The 19889-nt window shown below is 42.0% G+C and carries 18 protein-coding genes; 15 read left to right on the top strand and 3 right to left on the bottom strand.

Features of this window, described 5'->3' with window-relative positions:
- Positions 1 to 169: 169 nt before the first annotated feature.
- From HC733_RS13980 to tyrA, 6 genes are all read left to right on the top strand, one after another.
- Entirely contained in the window at positions 170 to 2260 is a 2091-nt protein-coding gene (locus HC733_RS13980) for a TonB-dependent receptor domain-containing protein (protein ID WP_190365659.1), read from the top strand.
- A 220-nt stretch (positions 2261 to 2480) separates the two neighbouring features.
- Positions 2481 to 2729, top strand: coding sequence for a 30S ribosomal protein S16 (rpsP, locus tag HC733_RS13975; RefSeq protein WP_010382415.1), 249 nt, complete (start codon positions 2481 to 2483; stop codon positions 2727 to 2729).
- A 17-nt stretch (positions 2730 to 2746) separates the two neighbouring features.
- Entirely contained in the window at positions 2747 to 3280 is a 534-nt protein-coding gene (gene rimM / locus HC733_RS13970; RefSeq protein WP_190365658.1) for a ribosome maturation factor RimM, read from the top strand.
- Complete coding sequence (gene trmD, locus HC733_RS13965; protein ID WP_190365657.1) at positions 3280 to 4047, top strand: tRNA (guanosine(37)-N1)-methyltransferase TrmD; 768 nt, start codon at positions 3280 to 3282, stop codon at positions 4045 to 4047. Before rimM ends, trmD begins: the two co-directional genes overlap by 1 nt.
- A 33-nt stretch (positions 4048 to 4080) precedes the next feature.
- Entirely contained in the window at positions 4081 to 4440 is a 360-nt protein-coding gene (gene rplS, locus HC733_RS13960) for a 50S ribosomal protein L19 (protein WP_190365656.1), read from the top strand.
- A 173-nt stretch (positions 4441 to 4613) separates the two neighbouring features.
- Entirely contained in the window at positions 4614 to 5747 is a 1134-nt protein-coding gene (gene tyrA, locus HC733_RS13955) for a bifunctional chorismate mutase/prephenate dehydrogenase (protein WP_190365655.1), read from the top strand.
- Between the two features lie 53 nt (positions 5748 to 5800).
- On the opposite strand, the gene HC733_RS13950 is transcribed toward tyrA, so the two are convergent.
- Entirely contained in the window at positions 5801 to 6955 is a 1155-nt protein-coding gene (locus HC733_RS13950) for a chorismate mutase (protein WP_190365654.1), read from the bottom strand.
- A gap of 342 nt (positions 6956 to 7297) precedes the next feature.
- Here HC733_RS13950 and HC733_RS13945 point away from each other — a divergent pair, with 342 nt between their 5' ends.
- The 7 genes from HC733_RS13945 (at position 7298) to purF (ending at position 16289) form a co-directional block, all read left to right on the top strand.
- Positions 7298 to 10279: an EAL domain-containing protein gene (locus tag HC733_RS13945; protein ID WP_190365653.1), complete on the top strand. Its 2982-nt coding sequence runs from the start codon at positions 7298 to 7300 to the stop codon at positions 10277 to 10279.
- A gap of 127 nt (positions 10280 to 10406) precedes the next feature.
- A complete protein-coding gene (gene truA, locus HC733_RS13940) occupies positions 10407 to 11192 on the top strand; it encodes a tRNA pseudouridine(38-40) synthase TruA (protein WP_190365652.1) in 786 nt (261 codons plus the stop codon).
- A gap of 152 nt (positions 11193 to 11344) precedes the next feature.
- Positions 11345 to 12220, top strand: a complete 876-nt coding sequence (accD, locus tag HC733_RS13935) for an acetyl-CoA carboxylase, carboxyltransferase subunit beta (RefSeq protein WP_190365651.1) — start codon at positions 11345 to 11347, stop codon at positions 12218 to 12220.
- 25 nt (positions 12221 to 12245) lie between these two features.
- Positions 12246 to 13508 (top strand): bifunctional tetrahydrofolate synthase/dihydrofolate synthase, encoded by a 1263-nt coding sequence (gene folC / locus HC733_RS13930; RefSeq protein WP_190365650.1) that lies wholly within the window; start codon positions 12246 to 12248, stop codon positions 13506 to 13508.
- 12 nt (positions 13509 to 13520) lie between these two features.
- The gene (locus HC733_RS13925) at positions 13521 to 14189 is read left to right on the top strand and encodes an SPOR domain-containing protein (RefSeq protein WP_190365649.1); all 669 of its coding nucleotides are present in this window, start codon (positions 13521 to 13523) and stop codon (positions 14187 to 14189) included.
- A gap of 61 nt (positions 14190 to 14250) precedes the next feature.
- Positions 14251 to 14745 carry a CvpA family protein gene (locus tag HC733_RS13920; RefSeq protein ID WP_190365648.1) on the top strand — a complete coding sequence of 165 codons (495 nt, stop codon included), beginning with the start codon at positions 14251 to 14253 and terminating at the stop codon, positions 14743 to 14745.
- A 17-nt stretch (positions 14746 to 14762) separates the two neighbouring features.
- Positions 14763 to 16289, top strand: a complete 1527-nt coding sequence (gene purF, locus HC733_RS13915; RefSeq protein ID WP_190365647.1) for an amidophosphoribosyltransferase — start codon at positions 14763 to 14765, stop codon at positions 16287 to 16289.
- Between the two features lie 76 nt (positions 16290 to 16365).
- Here the strand turns inward: purF and HC733_RS13910 are convergent, their stop codons facing one another.
- Positions 16366 to 16965: a Yip1 family protein gene (locus HC733_RS13910; RefSeq protein ID WP_190365646.1), complete on the bottom strand. Its 600-nt coding sequence runs from the start codon at positions 16963 to 16965 to the stop codon at positions 16366 to 16368.
- A 360-nt stretch (positions 16966 to 17325) separates the two neighbouring features.
- Between HC733_RS13910 and HC733_RS13905 the strand changes: the two genes are divergently transcribed.
- Entirely contained in the window at positions 17326 to 17790 is a 465-nt protein-coding gene (locus tag HC733_RS13905; protein WP_190365645.1) for a DUF2846 domain-containing protein, read from the top strand.
- 99 nt (positions 17791 to 17889) lie between these two features.
- Here HC733_RS13905 and HC733_RS13900 read toward each other — a convergent pair whose 3' ends face one another.
- Complete coding sequence (locus HC733_RS13900) at positions 17890 to 18681, bottom strand: PhzF family phenazine biosynthesis protein (RefSeq protein ID WP_190365644.1); 792 nt, start codon at positions 18679 to 18681, stop codon at positions 17890 to 17892.
- Positions 18682 to 18931: 250 nt separating this feature from the next.
- Between HC733_RS13900 and miaE the strand changes: the two genes are divergently transcribed.
- Positions 18932 to 19684 (top strand): tRNA isopentenyl-2-thiomethyl-A-37 hydroxylase MiaE, encoded by a 753-nt coding sequence (gene miaE / locus HC733_RS13895; RefSeq protein ID WP_190365643.1) that lies wholly within the window; start codon positions 18932 to 18934, stop codon positions 19682 to 19684.
- Positions 19685 to 19889: the final 205 nt, after the last annotated feature.

Below are 19889 nucleotides of genomic sequence, written 5' to 3'. Positions count from 1 at the left end.
TAGTGGTTTCTAAGCACCCTTCGTTAAGCACGCGCTTTTTGATACATGAAGTGTATATAAAAAAGGTTCTCAAATCTATATCTAAGTGATATCTATTTTCATTTGCATTTAGGTTTTTATGCTTTTATAGTGTCGGCAAATGACTCGTTTCCCTGTTTGAGGTATAAAAATGGTATTTAAGCACACGGCAATTTCTCTTGGTTTGGTTATGGCACTGACCAACACAACCAGTGTGTTGGCAGAAGAATTTGAAAAAAATAGCGATGTAATCGTAGTAACTGGTTCGCGTATAGACCAAAAGCTATCGGATGTTGCTGGTAGCGTTAATGTGGTTACCGAGCAAGATATCGACAATGAGTTAGCGGTAGATTTAAGTTCTGCATTTCGTTATCAAACGGGCATTAGCGCTACTGGAAATGCAGGGCAGGCACAGGCGTTGAATATTCGCGGCATGGGCGGTAATCGCGTGGTTTATGTTAAAGATGGTCGCAGACTCAATGATGCCTATCAAGGTGGCAATGGTTTGTTAATAGGGCGTGGCTATTTAGACATCGAAGGCATTAGACAAATCGAAGTAGCCAAAGGGGCTGCGTCATCTTTATATGGCTCTGATGCGCTAGGTGGTATTGTCGTTATTTCCAGTAAATCACCTGAAGACTATTTGGCAGGTCAGTCATACTTTGCAAGTATTCAGGCAGGCTTTAATGGTTTAAGTGATGAAACGTCTCTCACAGGTACGTTCGCAAAACGCTTTGGTGATAATGCAACGTCTGTTGTTTTGACTCGCCGAGACGGTGAAGAAACGCAAAACTACGTAGAGGACCTGCCTGGCTTTGATTACGACAGCAATGCCGTGGTTTTAAAATCACAACAGCGTTTAAACAACACAGATAGTTTATTAGCCACAGTTGATTACTTTGAGCAGCAAACCAATCAAGTGGTGTCTAAAGCATCGCAAGAAACGGTAGATGAAAATACCAGTCTTTCTTTTTCTTTGGGTTACAACAGTAAAGCAGCAACCTTTTTATACGATAACTTGGATGCGCAAATCTACTTAACCGATTTTGAGCAAAAAAGCGCGCAAATCAGAGCCGGTAATGGTCGCACAGGTGCCTATGTCGATAATAATGATTACCGCTTCGAGCAGCAAATTTGGGGTGCCAAACTGTTGCTAGATAAAAAACTAATGACTGGCAGTTTCGCACAGCAGCTAGTCTATGGGTTTGATTTTGAGCGCTATGACACCACTCGTCCGCGTTTTAAAACTCGATTAGATGCAACTGGACAAACGCTCTTTGCTAACCAGCCGCAAAAGGCATTTCCTGGCGCCGATACAAACATGTTGGGTATTTTCGCGCAAACTAATATGACGTTAGTAGATGAATTGCTTGAACTGCAAATGGCGGTGCGTTGGGACCATTATGATATGCAGGCCAAAGATAGCACTTTATATACAGATGCAGATTTTAAAGATATCGATAAAACCGCGTTTTCTCCAAAGGTGGGCTTAGTTTATTCAGTTAACAGCAACCTACATGCTTATGTACAATATGCAGAAGGCTTTAAAATTCCGCCGCACGATCAAGCATATCAAAGCCACGGTGTAGAACCGTTTTATCAAATCTTACCGAACGCTGATCTTGACCCAGAATATAGCCAAGGCATTGAGCTTGGCTTGAAAGGGGATTTTGATAATCATCAATTTGTACTTTCACTATTCAACACTGAGTTTGACGGCTTTATTGCTTCTAAGGTTGTTAAAACGCAGCCAACTCAAATTCCAAGAGTGAATAAGGTTTACTATCAATACCAAAACCTGTCTGATGTAGAAATTAAGGGGGTTGAAGCCAGCTATACCTTGTGGCTAAACGACCGCTTTGCAATAGATACGGGTATTACCTATCTGGATGGTAAAGATACCGTGGCAAATCAATATATAGAATCAATTAGTCCGCTAAATGGTTATGTCAAGGCACGTTACGAGTTCGGTGATTTATCTGTTACAGCTGCTATTCGAGGCGCAAAAAACATGGATAAGGTGCCGAGTGAAAGTATGGTACAGACCAGCGGGTGGGGAACAACCGACTTGTTTGCACACTATCAAATTGGTAAGTGGCAAATTAATGGCGGGGTATTTAATGTATTTGATAAAGAATATGTCTCTTATCAAGATGTCGCAGGACAAGATAAAAACACCAGCCTGAGCCAATATACGCAGCCTGGTAGGCATATTGCTGCGAAACTGAAATATATATTTTAAACTCATTTGCGAGCGTCTCTGTTACAATGAGGCGCTCCTACCGCATTTTTTGTGCTTGTTTAGTGTACGCAGAGGTCAATATGGGCCCAATAACGCTGACAACGGCAGAAAAGTCAATTCTTACTTGCATTGTTGAAAAAAACTCGTACAATTCCCCAGCTTCCCAATAGTGGGAAGTAAATCTTATTAATGAAAACAGTCAATCTATTTAGAGGACGGTATGGTAACTATTCGTTTGCAACGTGGTGGCGCTAAGAAGCGTCCTTTCTATCAAATTGTGGTTGCGGATAGCCGTTTCTCGCGTGACGGTCGTTTCATCGAGAAAGTAGGTTTCTTTAACCCTATCGCTGCTGGTCAAGAAGAAAAACTTCGTCTAGACCTTGCCCGTGTTGATCACTGGGTAGGTCAAGGTGCAGGTCTTTCTGATCGTGTAGCTAAGTTAGTTAAAGACGCTCGTAAAGCGGCTTAATAGGCGTAAGTGTAACCATGAGTCAAGAAAACACCTCGATTATTGTAGTAGGTAAGCTTGGTGCCCCTTATGGTATTAAGGGCTGGCTTAAGGTGCATTCATTTACTGATGATCCCCAAGGGATCTTCGATTTCAGCCCATGGTTGATAGGGCAACAAGGTAAATGGCAAACCCTTGAAGTAAGCGACTGGCGTCGCCACAACAAGGGCTTTATCGCCAAGTTCGCGCAAGTAAACGACAGAGATCAAGCAATGGTATTCACCAATGCGGAAATTTCAGTAGATTCTGCGCAACTGCCAGAGCTTCCTGAAGGGGAGTTCTATTGGCGAGATCTCATCGGCATGTCTGTTGTAACCGATAAAGGTTATGACTTAGGGCAAGTTGATGACTTGATGGAGACAGGGTCAAATGACGTTTTGGTTGTGAAAGCAAACAAAAAAGATGCATTTGGTCAATCTGAGCGTTTGATTCCTTTTTTAACTGATTCGGTTATTAAAGAAGTAAAACACGAAGAAAAACAAATTGTTGTTGATTGGGATCCAAGCTTTTAATGAGCCAGCAAAAACCATTGTGGGTTGGAGTGATTTCACTCTTTCCTGAAATGTTTGATGCAATAACCCAACAAGGCGTTACAGGCCGTGCGGTTAAAAACGGTTTAATCGATTTTAACTGCTGGAATCCACGAGACTATGCCACTGATAAGCATAGAACAGTGGATGACAGACCTTACGGTGGTGGTCCTGGCATGCTGATGATGGTACAGCCATTACAGCAAGCAATACTTGCAGCCAAAGCGGCGGCAGGAGAAGGCGCTAAAGTAATTTATATGTCCCCTCAAGGGCGAAAACTAGATCAACAAGGCGCGGCTGAATTGGCCAAGTCTGAAAAATTGATTTTAGTAGCTGGTCGCTATGAAGGTATAGACGAGCGGATCATTGAGTCTTATGTAGATGAAGAATGGTCCATTGGTGATTTTATCCTCAGCGGTGGTGAACTACCAGCCATGACATTAATCGATGCAGTAGCGCGATTAGTGCCAGGGGTGTTAGGTCATAATCAATCTGCGGAGCAAGACTCATTTTCGGATGGCTTGTTAGATTGCCCTCACTATACTCGGCCAGAAACATTGGATGGCAAAAAGGTACCTGCTGTATTACTCAGCGGTAACCACCAAGAGATAGCCAAATGGCGCACTAAGCAGTCGTTAGGCAGAACTTGGTTACGACGTCCAGACTTGTTGCGTAACCTAGCTCTGACTGAGGAGCAAGCGACACTACTCGCTGAGTTTCAGCACGAGTACCAAAAAGCTTGTGGCTAGAAGACAGTTACACCTAGGAATGTGAGAAATAAAATGGCAAAAGTAAACCAAAATATTATTAAAGAGCTTGAAGCAGAACAGCTTAAGCAAGACATACCTGCATTCGGCGCTGGTGACACAGTTGTTGTTCAGGTACGTGTAAAAGAAGGCGAAAAAGAGCGTCTACAGGCCTTTGAAGGTGTTGTAATCGCTAAGCGTAATCGTGGTCTACACTCAGCTTTCACAGTTCGTAAAATCTCGAGCGGTGAAGGTGTTGAACGTGTATTCCAAACGCACAGCCCTCTAATCAGCAGCATTGCAGTTAAGCGTCGCGGTGCAGTTCGCCGTGCTAAGCTTTACTACTTGCGCGAGCGTTCAGGTAAATCAGCACGTATTAAAGAGAAACTTAACTAATACGCGCGTTTACCACGCTAAAAAAACAGGCCACTCTTTGAGTGGCCTGTTTTGGTTTGTAAACACATAAATTTCAACTAACATATAACCGCATTTCACTTTCTTCATTTTAGCTATCTTGATAGACTGTCTGTATCATATTTTTTACTGCTGTAATTTTTGCTTTACACCTAATGGCGAGCATAATGGATTTAAACGAACTAAGACAAGGCATCGATGCATGCGATACCGAGTTAGTTAACTTGTTGGCTAAGCGCCGCGCACTAACCGAACAAGTGGGTATTATCAAACAACAAACAGGTGCGCCATTGCATGCGCCTGAGCGTGAAGCGCAATTGATTGCGTCAAGACGTGAGCAAGCGCAAAAATTAAGTGTTAATCCAGATTTAGTGGAAGATATTCTTAGGCGTATGATGCGAGAAGCCTACGAGAATCAACAAGGAAAACTTGCGTGTGCTGCACCATCATTATCACCTGTGGTTATTGTTGGTGGTGAAGGGGCCATGGGCCAGCTTTTTGCAAAACAATTTGAGCGCTCAGGGTATGAAGTGCGAATTTTAGATAAGGCACAACAGTCTCAAGCACAATCGCTGTTATCAGATGCTAAATTAGTGATGATCAGCGTGCCAATTAATGCCATTGAAAGCGTAGTCAATAGCTTACCTGAATTACCACAAGACTGTGTGTTGGCTGACATTACGTCGGTAAAGCAAAAACCGTTGAAAGTGCTGTTAGAGAAACATAGTGGCCCCGTTGTGGGTCTGCACCCTATGTTTGGCCCCGATATTTCTCATTGGGTAAAACAAACCATTGTGGTTTGTCATGGCCGTATGCATCAAGAGTGTGAGGGGTTACTACAACAACTCAATATTTGGGGCAGCCAACTGGTGGAAATTGATGCCAAAAAGCATGACCAAGCGATGCAAATTATTCAGGTGATGCGCCACTTGACGACGTTTGTATATGGGCAATTTTTATCAAAACAATGCCACACACTGGAGGAGCTAAGAAGTTGCTCATCTCCTATTTATCAGTTGGAACTGATGATGGTTGGTCGTCTGTTTGCACAATCACCAGAGCTATATTCTGATATTATGTTGGCGCAATTTGATGATGTAGAAGGGTTGTTGGCGAGTTACCAAGACACATTTGCCAGTACCTTAGAAAAGCTGCAAAGGGGTGATAAAGAAGCACTAATAGATGCCTTTACTCAAGCTAAACAGTATTTCTCAGATAGCGCAGCACAATTTTTAAGCCAAAGCCGTGGTTTGTTAAACAAAGCCAATGACGCCAAAGTGCTGGATTAACTAATAGTATCGGGCCAAGGGAAATCTTCTCTTGGCCCAATCAGTTGTAATTGTTACATCACCTCAACTGCTTGCATAGATTCACTCTGGTAACATCCCAAAATACGGATATACTGAGTATGATCCTTTAACTCTTCTAATGCTTTTTGTACGTGTGACTCAGCCGTGTTGGCTACCAAGTCAACATAGAACACTTCCTCCCAGGGGTTTCCTGGAACGGGGCGCGACTCGAGTTTGACCATATTAATGTTGTGTTGCTTAAACACCATCAATGCATCAGCTAACGAACCAACTTGTTGTTTAGTCGCCATTATTAGGCTGGTTTTTGTGGGGATCTGAGTTGAAACTTGCAGTGCTTTGCGGGCCACGACAATAAAGCGGCTGTGGTTTTCTGCTTGATTAGCAAGCCCTGTTTTGATCACTTCCAATCCTACGTCTTTGCCCGCTTGAGCTGAACCAATTGCAGCACTGTTAGGTGTATTGAAAGCACTTTGCAAGGCACTTGATGTAGAGTCACAGGTTTCGTGTAATACATCCCCTAAACCCTGTACAAACTTACTACATTGGGCAAAAGGCTGAGGATGCGCGAATATTTTTTGTACATCTTTGAGTTGGGTGTCAGGTGTAGCCAACAAACAGTGTTCCACCGTATGCGTAACTTCGCCAACGATTGAAACTTGGGCATGCTGCAAAAGGTCAAAAACTTCGTTGATACTACCTGAGCTGGTGTTTTCAATCGGTAGTAAACCATAATCAGCTTGGCCTTTTTCAACTTTTTCGGTGATCTGCTCAAAGCTTTGACAACCGTTTTCAACTAGCTTGCCAGGTCTGCGGCTAAAATACTTGTGACATGCTAGCTGACTATATGAGCCAGGCCCACCTAAATAAGCGACACGATGAGTGTCTCCAACGGCATCTGGGTTTAGGCTTTTTTGCAGGAGTGCCTGTTGGTTAAGTACCGAGTCTTCAAGAATGGTTTGAAATACATTGTTGATATAGTACGCATCAAGCCCTAATGATTTGCCATAACTGATCAGCTTTTCAAGTAAAGCTTGCTCGCGACGCTCGTCTCGAATCGGTTTTTTATTGGCAATTTTATATTCTAAAACGCTATAACTTATACGCCGACGTTTTGCCAGCAGTATTAGTAGCTCAGAGTCAATCTCGTTTATATCGCTTCGTAGAGCGTTTAATGTATCTTCAGTCATAGGTCCTCATTCCCATTGGCAAAAAAAAACCTCCCAGTTGGGAGGCTTATAATTTGTTGGTGTTACGCGCAAACAAATAAGCCTCCTCAATCAAAGAAGCTAAAAAAGAAAAATACGTAAGTGCGAGTAACAATTAAATTCATAAATAAGATGATAAAATAAAATTCTGGATACATTATTAGCACACTTTAAATCTGTTCTACAAGCTTTAGTTTTGTAAAAGTTTAAGGATTACGTTGTTTTAACAAAGGGCTAATACGTCAAGCTTGGCGTATGCCTTGTGTATCTGTTATATTTGCTCGACTAAGTATAAAAATAACAATTAATTATAAGGGTTTAGCTGTGGTCAATCGCCGACCCCCTTCACGTTTTGGAATACACTCGCTCAGTGTTAAGTTATCTGTGCTGATTTCTGCGGTGTGTTTGATCGCGGGTATTTTTGCTGCGGCATTAATGCTTAAATCTGAAGAAAGACAGTTAATCCATGAAGAATATGCCCAACTAAAACGCTATAGTAATCAAACTGTTAAACAGTTTAATCAATTCTTAGAACACAAGTCGAATTTAGCCGAACAAGCCAATGCAATTGTTGCAAAAGAATTATGGTATCAAGCGAACAATATCTCCGCAGCGCAACCTGCTGATATCCAATACCGTGACGGAGTTTTCCAAAGTACGGCCAGCAATGGTTTGTCTGCAGCACAGTTTGCTGCGAGTGAATTGAGTGATAAATATCAGCAAATCTTTCGCCAATCTGAAGCACTATGGAATGTGATTGCTCCCTCACTGTTACAAGATTTTTTTAATTTTTATATTAATACTCAATCAGGTTTTGTTCGTGTAGCTCCACCTAATGTATTGATTAATAATGACTCTAGGCAAGCACTTTTTAACTCTCACTTTCTACCTATGTTGCGAGAGGAGTTAAACCCAACAAGAGAAGCGCTTTGGTCAGATGTGCACTTTGATCCTATTTGGAACAAGTGGGTGATCAGTATCTTGGTGCCACTTTATTACGAAGATGAGTATGTTGGCTTTACGGGGTCCGACATTGAAGTAAAACAGATGCTATCTCAGCTTTTGCTATCGGATGAGCATCAAGGCTACGTCATCTTTAATGATGAAGGAGAAATTATTGCGGCGCCCTCTACGGGTGAAGTAACGATACAAAGCCTTAATACTAATCAGTCTGTTGCAGAGGTTTTTCCTGAATTAAGTAAAGTATTTAGGCCTGTATTAGAGGCTAAGTTAACTGAGTTTCAAGGGGAATTTGAGCGCGGTGGTCAAGCACATATTATTAATGTGACCACGTTGAAAAAGTTGGGTTGGTATCTTGGTGTCTATAAAAAAAGAGACTCTAGCTTGTCGTCGATTGAGGCATTAAAAGTAAAATTCTTTGGACTATTTATTTTGTATGCTGCATTTGTTGCATTATTGCTTCATCAGGTTTTATATCAATTGGTGTTAAGTCGAATTAATGCACTAGTCGGTGCTGTGAGTGGGTTTGGCAAAGGACAATGGAAAACGCCTAACTTACCTGTTAGCAATGATGAAATTGGCTTGCTTAATGATACGGTCAATAAAATGAGCAGTGAGATAAAAGCCTTGGTCAGTGGACTCAATCAACGCATCGTTGAAAAAGAAAAGGCCGAAAAGCAAGCAAATCGTCTATCTAAAGCAGTGTCCTTTTCTGGTACGGCCGTTGCAATCACCAATGGCAACTTTGAAATCGATTATGTAAACCCCAAAATGATTGAAATGACGGGGTTTGACGAAGCGCACTTTGTCGCTAGACCCTTGCTAGATATTATATCGACAGATATGGCAATTTTAATTGATGATATCGATATTGACTTAAGAAGCAGAAATTATTGGCGTGGCGATACAATATTGGCAGGCTCTGGCAAGGCACCTATTTGGGTGAGTTTGAGCATTTCGCCAATTCGTGAGGCCGATGGTACGATTTCAAGTTATGTTGCTTCTGCGCAAGATATCTCCTTTGTTAAAGAAAGTCAGCGCAAAATGGAGGAGTTGGCTTACTTTGATACTTTGACAGGTCTTGCAAATCGTACTTTTTTTAGAATGCAACTTAGAAAGTCAATGGCTTTGGCGGGGCGTGGTCACTATGCTTTTGCGTTGTTTTATTTTGACCTAGATGAGTTTAAGCGAATTAATGATACCTTGGGTCATGATGCCGGTGATAGATTATTGGTTGAAGTGGCCGAGCGGCTCAAAAACCGCTTGCGTGCTGAAGACACCATAGCACGTTTGGGCGGCGATGAATTTGCTGTATTGCTAAGTGGCATAGATAGTCGAGACAATGCAATGGAGGTTGCCCATACCATTCAGCGTACGATCAATAAACCAATAAAGCTTGGTAATAACGAAGTGATTGTCAGTGCCAGTATAGGCATTACTATGGCACCGTTTGATAGCCAAGAAGAAGAACAACTACTTAAACATGCCGATTTAGCAATGTATGAGGCAAAGGCAAAAGGGCGCAACACCTTCCATTTTTATTCTCAAGAGTTAGATGCCGCTGCCAATGAACGTTTATATATAGAAAACGAGTTACGCATTGCCATCAAAGAGCAGCAATTTAAACTTCATTATCAACCGCAAGTGAACAGCGAATCGCTAGAAGTGATTGGCTATGAAGCACTCATAAGATGGAATCATCCTGAGCAAGGCTTTATTCCTCCCGATAAATTTATCCATATCGCCGAAGCAACAGGGCTTATCGTAGAGCTGGGTGAGTGGGTGTTAGAAGAAGCGTGTACCTTCTCTATGCAATTGCAAGCTGTTGGAAAAGCGGGGAGTATGTCTATTAACTTATCCGCACGGCAATTTAAAGATGACCGCTTGATAAGTACGCTTGCTGACGTTCTAAAACGCACAAAAATGCCACCACATTTACTTCACCTCGAACTAACAGAAAGTATGTTGATGGGGGATGTAGAGGCGGCAATAGCACAATTACATGAAATCAAAAAGCTGGGTGTTGCGTTATCTATTGATGACTTTGGTACTGGTTATTCATCTTTAAGTTACCTCAAGCGATTCCCGGTAGATATGCTTAAGGTTGACCGCTCGTTTGTTAAAGATATTCCTGATGATCAAAACGATATGGAGATCACTGCTGCTATCATTGCCATGGCGCAAAAACTACAGTTACAAGTGGTGGCAGAAGGCGTAGAAACGCGAGAGCAAGTCGACTTTTTGCAAAAAAATAATTGTTATGTGGTACAGGGATACTTTTACAGTCCGCCTATCGCTCAATCTGATGTTGAAGCATTTTGTGATACGTTAAAATTTCGCGTTTAATAGCCTTACATATACCAACTATGGGCAGAAATAGTTAATAACAAGCGTGTTAGCTGTTAAGCGCTTTTATTCGACTGTGTGATCGCATAAAATGCACCGCTATTGAGAAAAGAGGTAAGTAGTCGCTATGCGTGTAGCATTAGGTATAGAGTACAACGGTGCAAATTACAGCGGTTGGCAAAGACAATCGCATGTTAATAGTATTCAACAAGAGTTAGAAACAGCGCTATCTAGGATCTGCAATCATCCTGTAGAGATTGTATGTGCAGGGCGTACTGACGCAGGTGTTCACGCAACGGGTCAAGTGGTACATTTTGATACCGACGCACAGCGCGATATGAGTGCCTTTACACTTGGCTTAAATTCTCAACTACCTGACGACATAGCAATTCGTTACGCACAACAAGTTGACGATGAGTTTCACGCGCGTTTTAGTGCTACAGCAAGGCGCTATCGTTATGTAATTTATAACCATCCTTATCGACCTGGTATTTTAAGAAGTGGCGTTACGCACTATCACCATCCGTTAGACGAAAAGCTGATGCAAGCGGCGTGTCCGGCGATGCTAGGTGAGCAAGATTTTACTTCTTTTAGAGCTGTTCATTGCCAGTCAAATACACCTTTTCGCAATATTCATCATCTAAATGTTCAGCGAGTAGGGAACTATATAGTGATAGATATAAAAGCCAATGCATTTTTGCATCACATGGTTCGAAACATCACAGGTTGCTTGATTGATATTGGTATTGGCAAGGAATCACCTGATTGGATGCAGCATTTGCTCAATATCAAAGATCGTACTCAAGCAAGCGCTACAGCAAAACCTAACGGCTTATATTTAGTAGACGTTGACTATCCACAAAAGTGGCAGATCCCATCGACACCACTTGGACCATTGTTTTTACCAGAATAATGGCTCTATTTGAGTGTTTAGACAGCAAAAATATTAGACTACTAAGACCAGTTTTTTATATCTCTGACATCTAATTCATGTTTTAATTATAGAAATTCGTCTGTGCAGATACAGACATTACAACACAGGATTAGCAATAAGAGAGTTGCCAAATGAGTTGGTTAGAAAAAATCCTACCTAAGACGACTAAATCGTCAGGTAAAAAAGAGATCCCAGAAGGCGTTTGGGCGAAATGCACAGATTGTGACTCTATTTTATACAAAGCAGAGTTAGAGAAATCTTTAAATGTGTGTCCAAAGTGTGATCATCACATGCGTTTGAGCGCCAGAAAACGACTAGAGCTATTTTTAGATGATGCTGATCGTCAGGAATTGGGCGCACATCATGAGCCAAAAGACATATTAAAGTTTAAAGACTCGAAGAAATACTCAGATCGTATCAGCGCAGCCCAAAAGGTGAGCGGTGAAAAAGATGCACTAGTAGCAATGAAAGGCCGCCTAAAAGGTATGCCAGTTGCTGCAGTGGCGTTTGAATTTGCATTTATGGGCGGTTCAATGGCCTCCGTTGTGGGTGCTCGATTTGTAGATGCTGTTGATGAGTGTTTGAAGCATGATATGCCATTGGTATGTTTTTCTTCATCTGGTGGTGCTCGTATGCAAGAAGCTTTGATGTCTTTAATGCAAATGGCAAAAACCAGTGCAGCGCTTGCAAAAATGTCTGAGCGTGGTTTGCCGTTTATTTCGGTTTTAACAGACCCGACTATGGGTGGTGTATCAGCGTCACTGGCGATGTTAGGCGATATCAACGTGGCTGAGCCAAAAGCACTGATAGGTTTTGCCGGTCCACGTGTTATTGAGCAAACTGTACGTGAAACGCTTCCTGAAGGCTTCCAGCGCAGTGAGTTCTTATTAGAGCACGGTGCAATTGATATGATTGTAGACCGTCGTGAAATGCGTGACACACTAGCACGTATTTTGGCTAAGTTTATGAACTTGCCTTCTACTGAACAAGAGCATAGAGTAGCGTAAATTTTTTTAGTAAAGCTATTTTTTGATGACAGTTCAGACTCCATGCCAATCATCAAGTCTTGATGATTGGCTTTGTTATTTAGAAGGTGTTCACCCTTCAACCATCGAAATGGGGCTAGAACGCGTAAAGCGCGTTGCAGAGCAAACCCAGTTACTCGACACTGCTAGCAAAATAATCCTTATTGGCGGTACCAATGGTAAAGGCACAACAGCTCGCTGCTTAGAAGCGTTACTGCTAGCCCAAGGTTACAGCGTCGGCACGTATGCCTCTCCGCACTTAATTCGTTACAATGAAAGGGTACGAATAAATGGTAAAGAGCTGAATGATCAAGACCATATAGATGCTTTTTTCATGCTCGATCAGGGCCGTGGAGACACGCAGCTAACATTTTTTGAATATGGCACTTTGGGCGCTTTAGCTATTTTCAAACGCTATGCAGTTGATTATGTGCTCTTAGAAGTTGGTTTAGGTGGTCGTTTTGATGCCACTAATATTGTCACGCCTTACGCCAGTGTTATTACTACTGTGGATTTAGATCACAAAGAGTACTTAGGTGATACCAGAGAGCTCGTAGGTTACGATAAAGCCGGTATTTTTAGAACTAACACGCCAGCGGTTGTGGGTGATTTGGACATTCCTCATACAGTAACGGACTATGGCGCACAAATTAATGCGGATTTAGTTTTGGCGAATAAAGATTTTAGCCATAGAGTGACAGAAAGCGGCTTTAAATGGCAATATCTGGACTATGACTACGAGTTTGCAACGCCAGCCATTCCTGTGCAAAATGTTGCAACTGCACTGACATTGCTCGCTAAACTAAGCTTATTACCCACGCAAAATGTGATCAGTGAATGCTTAGCAAACTTGAAAGTAGAAGGGCGTTTTCAGCTGTTAAGCGAGTCGCCAAAAGTTTACACCGATGTGGCACATAACCCAGAATCTGCGCGTTATTTAAGGCAAAAGATTGCCCAGTTACGGGTACAGGGGTTTAAAATTCATGCTTTAATCGCTATGCTTGCTGATAAAGATAAAGCGAGTGTAATCAAAGAAGTGTCTGATGTGGTTGATATTTGGTCATGTGCTTCTTTGCAAGGTCCAAGGGCGGAACAAGCTGAAAATTTGCAAACGCTAATACAGTTGCAAACTAAAGCACCATGCGCCAGTCATAGCAGCGTTCAAACGGCGCTTGATGATATTCTTGCTAAGCAGTCAAATGATACCGCGTTGGTGATATTTGGCTCATTTCTTACTGTGGCTGATGCCATACAATATTGGCAAAAATAAGAGAGTAGTAACGTGGACTCAGGATTTGTAAATCGTTTAGTAGGCACCAGCATTGTTGTTGTTGCAGCTATTATTTTTATCCCCAATATTCTTGATGGTGAAAAAGTACATTACAAAGAAGGATTCAAAGCAATTCCTGAGCGTCCTGAGTTCGCGACAGTTGACTTGCAAGCTGTGATTGACGAACGAGCGTCGCAAGCGCCAGAAATCAAAGGGGAGCCGATGGAGGATATTACTTCGGATGACCACCTGTTTGTGGCTGCAAGTACAGAGGATAATTTAGGTAATGAACCTCAAGCGGCCCAGCCAGAGGAAGCGACAAATAACTCTGAGGCTGATATTTCTGAGCAAGCAAGTCAGACAGCCACCGTTGTTGCTTCGCAGCAGACACAGCCAAAGAGCGAACCTAAACGTGCTGCCACTTCAAATTTAACAGGCATGGCGTATGTTATTCAATTAGGCAGCTTTTCTCACAAACCTAATGTTGATGCTTTGGTTGCTAAACTTAACAAAAATGGCTTCAAAGCGTTTACACGCCCGGTTAAAACTCCAAATGGTACCCTTACTAAAGTGTTTGTAGGGCCTGATTTAAACAAAGCTAAACTTGAAGCTAAGTTGCCAGAATTAAAGAAATTAACCAAGCTAAATGGACGTTTGACACAATTCGAAATTGCAAAATGATCTGGTAATTGCCTAGCAGCTCTTATAGAATGCGCCCCAAATTAACGACTTGTTGGTTCTTATGATCTGGGTTGATTACACCATTCTTGGTATTGTCGGATTATCGACTTTATTTGGATTAATTCGTGGCTTTATAAAAGAAGCTATGTCATTAGCCGTTTGGATTGGCGCCTTTTTCATCTCCAGTTTATTTTACCAATATCTAGCAACCTTCCTAACCTCCATTTCAGAACCCCTTTTAAGAAATGCTGCCGCAATAGCCATATTATTTTTTGCGACATTACTGTTGGGTGGATTTGTTAACTATATTTTAGGTGAGATTGTGCAACGCACAGGCTTAACCGGCACAGACAGAGTCTTTGGATTGGTGTTTGGTGCTCTACGAGGCGTATTGGTCGTTAGCGCCTTATTGTTTTTTCTAGATGCATTCACCAATGCGCCAAGTACGCAGTGGTGGCCGGCATCAACTTTGATCCCTGAATTTGGCTTTGTAATAGAGTGGTTTTTTTCCTATCTAGAGCATAACTCCAGCTTTTTAAATTCAGTAAACCGTTAATCGGCGAGGAAAATTTAATGTGTGGTATCGTTGGGATAGTCGGAAAGTCTCCTGTTAATCAGGCGATTTATGATGGCTTAACTGTTTTGCAGCACCGTGGTCAAGATGCGGCGGGTATTATTACCATTGACAACAATACGTTTAGCTTACGTAAAGCGAATGGCTTAGTGAAGGATGTGTTTCACACACGCCATATGAAGCGATTACAAGGCAATATTGGTATTGGCCATGTGCGTTACCCAACAGCGGGCTCTTCAAGCTCGGCTGAGGCACAGCCTTTTTATGTAAACTCACCTTTTGGCATAGCGCTTGCGCATAATGGAAACTTAACTAATGCAGAGGCGTTAAAAGAGCGTTTATTTACTACGGCGCGTCGCCATGTAAATACCACGTCTGACTCAGAAATTCTTCTTAACATCCTAGCACATGAACTGGGTAAACCTGAGAAGATGAAGTTAGATGCTCAGGATATGTTTACTGCTATTGCTGAAGTTAACAAGCAAGTAACCGGCGGTTATGCAAGTATTGCGATGATCATCGGCCATGGTATTGTGGCATTTAGAGACCCAAGTGGTATTCGTCCACTGGTATTTGGTAAGCGTGAAACGCCGCAAGGCACTGAATACATGTTTGCATCAGAAAGCGTAGCGCTTAAAATTGATGGCTACGATTTCGTACGTGACGTAGCACCAGGTGAAGCAATTTACGTGACGGAAGAGGGGGAGTTTTACTCTCAATCTTGTGCCGACAAGACGATTCATGCGCCATGTATCTTTGAATTTGTATACTTTGCTCGCCCTGACTCAGTTATCGATAAAATGTCTGTTTACGCAACGCGTGTAAATATGGGTACTAAGCTAGGCGAAAAGATTGCCAGAGATTGGGCCGACAAAGAAATCGACGTAGTTATTCCTATCCCAGAAACTTCATGTGATATCGCATTAGAAATTGCCTCGGTGCTTGATTTACCATACCGCCAAGGCTTTGTGAAAAACCGTTATATCGGTCGTACGTTCATTATGCCAGGTCAAGAAATGCGTAAAAAGTCGGTACGTCGTAAGCTAAATGCGATAGACAGCGAGTTTAAAGGTAAGAATGTACTGTTAGTTGATGACTCTATTGTTCGTGGTACAACATCTGCTCAAATCGTAGAAATGGCTCGTGAAGCTGGCGCAAAAAATGTTTACTTTGCCTCTGCAGCGCCAGAAGTACGCTTCCCTAATGTTTACGGGATAGACATGCCATCGGCATCTGAGCTGATTGCACATGGTCGTGAAGTGGAAGACATCAACGCAAGTATCGGCTCAGATGGTTTGATTTATCAATCTCTACCAGATTTAATTGCAGCGGTACGAGAAGAAAACCCTGAAATAACGCGTTTTGAAACATCGGTATTTGATGGCCAATACATTACCGGTGATATTGACCAAAATTACTTAAACCGTGTTGATGAGTTACGTAACGACTCAGCAAAATCGACTCGTGAAAAAGCCATGTCTGCAAGTCTTGAATTACATAATCAAGAAACTGGTGAAGGCGAGTAATCGCTGATGGTTATCATCAGATAAAGAAAAGGAGCGTTTAATCGCTCCTTTTTTGTATCTCGCTTTTATATTATTGCTAGCTAAATGTGGGGCTAATAATGCCATTAGTCCAAAGTATGGCTGTTGCTGCTAAGATAATCACCAGCAGGATAAGCCCGCAGGTTACCACCGAACTTGCGTAGATGAAGCCGCGCTCTTCAGGGATGTGCATTAATATTGGTACGCCTGTATACAGCAAATACACCGAATACGCTAAGGCTACAAGGCCAACACTTACCACAAACCATAACTCTGGGTAAAAGGCTGAAAACGCAGACATAAACATGGGGGTGGCAGTATATGCTGACAGCTCAAGTGTTTGGGTAAAGGTTGGTTTTGCACCAAACGTTACAGCCATCCAGTGGGATAAGTAAGAAAGCGCAAAAATACCGACGATGAGTGCTATGTACATAGCTACACCAATCATTAGCGCACTGTCGTGAGTCAGATAAACGGCGTCTCCCGCACCGATTTTCCAACCTAGATGTACCGAAGAATAATAGCCCATAATGCTTGGGATTAGCGCAATTAGGGCGATGTGAGAAAGACTATATCTAATGCTTTCATGACGATTGTCGATGGTTTGCCACTCTTCGAGTGGGTGGGCATATAAGCCCCATAAGTGGTTTAAGATCATAACCGGCCCCTCATTAATATTGTTGTGTTATTTTTATACAGCGTCTGTTTAGTTATGAGAGACGGTCCGATTTTTGTCAAGAATAGGTTAAACTTTTGTCTAATTGAAATGTTCAGAACTCAGTGAATCTAAATATCATATAGAAAAGAGGGCAGAGTTAACGAACCAATCATGAGATGTTGAGTGCTAATTATGAGTTGGTTTTGTCCAAGTTACTCATTTAGCTTTTAGTATCTTTTATTGCGTTTTTTACAAATGTTTACACTTTGATTATTTCTTAATTGTTAATAGTGTTTTTAGTGAGTATTATCCCGCTTGCCTATTTTAGGGAATATAAAAATAATGAGCACTGGAGTAATTATGTTCAAAAAATCACTATTAAGTGTTGCTGCTGTTACACTTTTCGCGGGATGTTCATCTGTACCACTTGAACCAAAAGAAATGTCAGATCAAGCAAAGCAATTTGCTGCGCCTTCTGATGGTATGGCTGGGTTATATATCTATAGAGACTCTATGCTTGGCGCGGCTCTTAAAAAAGACGTTTGGGTTGACGGTAAGTGCGTTGGTGAAACCGCACCGAAAGTTTTCTTCTACACAGAAGTAGAGGGTAACAAAGAACACGCAGTTGCAACTGAGTCTGAGTTTTCTCCAAATGAGCTAAAAGTTGAGACGCAAGCGGGCAAGCACTATTTTGTTGAACAATACATTAAGCTTGGAGCTTTTGTTGGCGGCGCGAATGTCAAAGTAGTGAGTGAAGATGAAGGTAAAAATGCGGTTTCAGCTTTGAAACTAGCTAAGCAAGGCAAATGCAGTAGTCAGTTATAATCTTCTAACTGTTTTGTAATATGGTATCTAAATGAGATATTTAGATACCATTTGGTTATTGAGCTGTCTTAAAACCGATTTGTGGCATTTCTGTAAAGGCTAAACCTCGATTATTCCCTCTAAGTACTTCACCGCATACCCACTAATAAACACGCGTTCGCCTTCAACTTCGCAGTACAATACACCGCCACGTTTTGAGGCTTGATATGCAACAAGGCTGGTTTTACCAAGCTGCTGCGCCCAGTATGGTGCAAGCCCCGTATGAATTGATCCCGTTACCGGGTCTTCATCACCACCGTTAGCTGGCCAAAAATACCGAGAGATAAAATCATATTTACCATGAGATAGAGCGGTTACTACCACATCAAGCGGTCCTAATTGCATCAGTTGTGTTTTATCTTGAGTGACTGCCAACACATCTTCTTCGTTATCATAGATAGCAAAATAGGCCTGAGCACTTTTTAATACGTTGGTCGGTCTTATCGATAGCCCAAGAAGTAGCTGTTCAGGGACTGTTTCAAGCCTTTGCGGCATGCGATTTGGAAAGTCCATTTTAATGCGTCCATCAGGGGACTTTTCTATCACCATATTACCCACGGCTTTGGCGTAAAGTGAAATGGATGTTCGTTCGGGAAAGCTGGAGAAAATCACATAAGACGCGGCCAAAGTGGCATGCCCACAAAAGTCGATTTCTGTTAGCACAGAAAACCAGCGGATATGATATTGCTCATCGTGCTTTACCAAAAATGCGGTTTCTGAGAGGTTGTTTTCAGATGCGATAGATTGCATTAAATCATCATCCAGCCAAGTATCAGTGATAACTACGGCCGCAGAGTTGCCACTAAAGCGTGTATCAGTAAATGCATCGATAATATCTATCTTTATCTTCATAAGGTTTCCTTGCAATAGGTGCTTAGGTTCACTCAAGAGTGCCTGACATCGTCAGGGCGACTCAATAAACTCACTTGTAAGTATGCTAACTCGCAAATGACTGACATTAAGCAGCAGTTATATGCTTTTTACATCGGTCTCACAATAGCTATGATCTCGATTAATTCCGTCATTAGCCAGTTGTGTTACAATGTGCGCAATCAACTCAAAGAGTTTGTACTTAGCAAATCCGTAAATAGAGAAAGTTACGTTGGAAGAATTACTTAAACCTATTAAGCACTTTTTACAGTGCGAAACGCCTGATGCTTGGATAACTGAAGCAATAAAGCAACAAAACTTATCTGTGGTTTTAATTGATCACCTTATTTGCGAGTTAAAAGCCGCGCAATCTGCCATGTTTTTGATCCGTAAATATGCGGTTGATAAAGACAGTGGAGATGCGTTGCTTGAGTGGCTAAAGCCATTTGAAACGCTGATTTACAAGCGTGAAGGAAATTGGCGTGACTTAGCGGACAAGAACAAGCTAACTAAATCGATGATCCCCAAATCAAACACGCCTTATGGGCAAGAACTGATTGATAAGATGGTGATGTTGATTAAAGAAGAGCTACACCATTTTTATCAAGTGTTAGAGATCATGGATGAATATGGAATTGAATATCAAAGTATCACGCCATGTCGCTACGCAAAAGGCATGCTCAGACACGTTAAAACCTATGAGCCTGACGCGTTGGTTGATAAGTTAATTGTTGGGGCTTACATCGAGGCCCGCTCATGTGAGCGTTTTGCTAAATTAGCACCACATGTTGACAAACGCCTTGGAGATTTTTATATCTCATTGCTGCGCTCGGAAGCTCGTCACTATCAAGACTACTTAACTTTGGCGCAAGAGATCAGTGAATTTGATATCACAGAGCGCGTTGCTTTTTTTGGTAAAGTTGAAGCTGAACTTATCGCAACACCAGATGAAGACTTTAAGTTTCACAGCGGTGTGCCGAGCTAAATTTGCTCGGCTTTATAGGGCTCACCTGACCTCGGGAAAATTATTAATTGGGCTGTGAGTTTAGCAATTGTGCTATTCGTGAAAATGTGAGCTTACGGCAAGTTAGCGTAACTCACCATCAAAAATATGCTTGAGTCCAGAATTTAGTCTATGCGTTGTGATTTATAGTTCCAAGGCAAGTAAAGTTCTGGGTTTAATCGCAATT

Origin of the sequence: Pseudoalteromonas sp. S16_S37 (genome assembly GCF_014694405.1) — a bacterium.
In the GTDB taxonomy this organism is placed as follows: Bacteria; Pseudomonadota; Gammaproteobacteria; order Enterobacterales; family Alteromonadaceae; genus Pseudoalteromonas.
The sequence above is the reverse complement of the archived record's forward strand: the minus strand, read 5'-3'. Positions and strand labels throughout refer to the sequence as shown.